At 73.4% G+C, this 706-nt stretch carries 1 protein-coding gene; it reads left to right on the top strand.

All coding sequences use genetic code 11. The features are described 5' to 3' along the window. Window positions 1–706: hypothetical protein (locus ABFX46_RS43335; protein WP_346050468.1), on the top strand; the 706-nt coding region annotated here is incomplete at both ends.

Below are 706 nucleotides of genomic sequence, written 5' to 3'. Positions count from 1 at the left end.
GTGGTGGGCCGGGCCTCGGCGCTGCTGGACGTCCACGCCTGGCGGGTGCTCGGCGACGCGCAGCTCCTCACCGTCTCCGGGGCCGTCCTGCTGACGTTCCTGCTGTGGACCCGGCTGGTGCCCGCGCTCGCCGCCCTCGTCATCGCCGCCGCCGCGCTGGTCGCCTTCGCCGATCCGCGCAAGGCGCACGAGGTCGTTGCGCTGGCGGTGTTCATCCCGTGGGCCCTGGCGACGTTCGGCCGGCCGCCGCGCGGGCGGTTGCACTGGCTGCCGGCAGGGGTCCTCGGCGGCCTGGTCGTGGCCACCTATCTGGGATTCGTGCTGTGGGGCGCGGTCGGCATCCTCGTTCTGGTCTGGCTGGCTTGGCGAGCGTCCGATGACCGCCGCCGCTCCCTGTCGTACCTGGTGAAGGTGGTCGTGGTGGCCGCCGTGACCGCGAGCTGGTATCTGGTCCCCTACGCCTGGACGCTGCTGCGGGAGGGCGGGCAGATGGTCTCCGACCAGTTCCCGGCGCCCGCCATCACCAGCGACCCGTTCCCCTTCCTGACCGCGACGCCGCTGGGCGCGCTGCAGACCATTGGGCTGCTGGGCATCATCTGGTACCGCCGGGCGGTCTGGTGGGCCACTCCGCTGCTGTGCCTGGTCGGCGGCGCCTACCTGTACCGCGCCGTCGCCGCCGCCCGGTACATCGTCACCGGCCACACCG

It is taken from the genome of Actinomadura chokoriensis, assembly GCF_039529475.1.
Classification (GTDB): Bacteria; Actinomycetota; Actinomycetes; order Streptosporangiales; family Streptosporangiaceae; genus Spirillospora; species Spirillospora bangladeshensis.
This window is presented reverse-complemented; position numbering and strand designations above follow the sequence as displayed.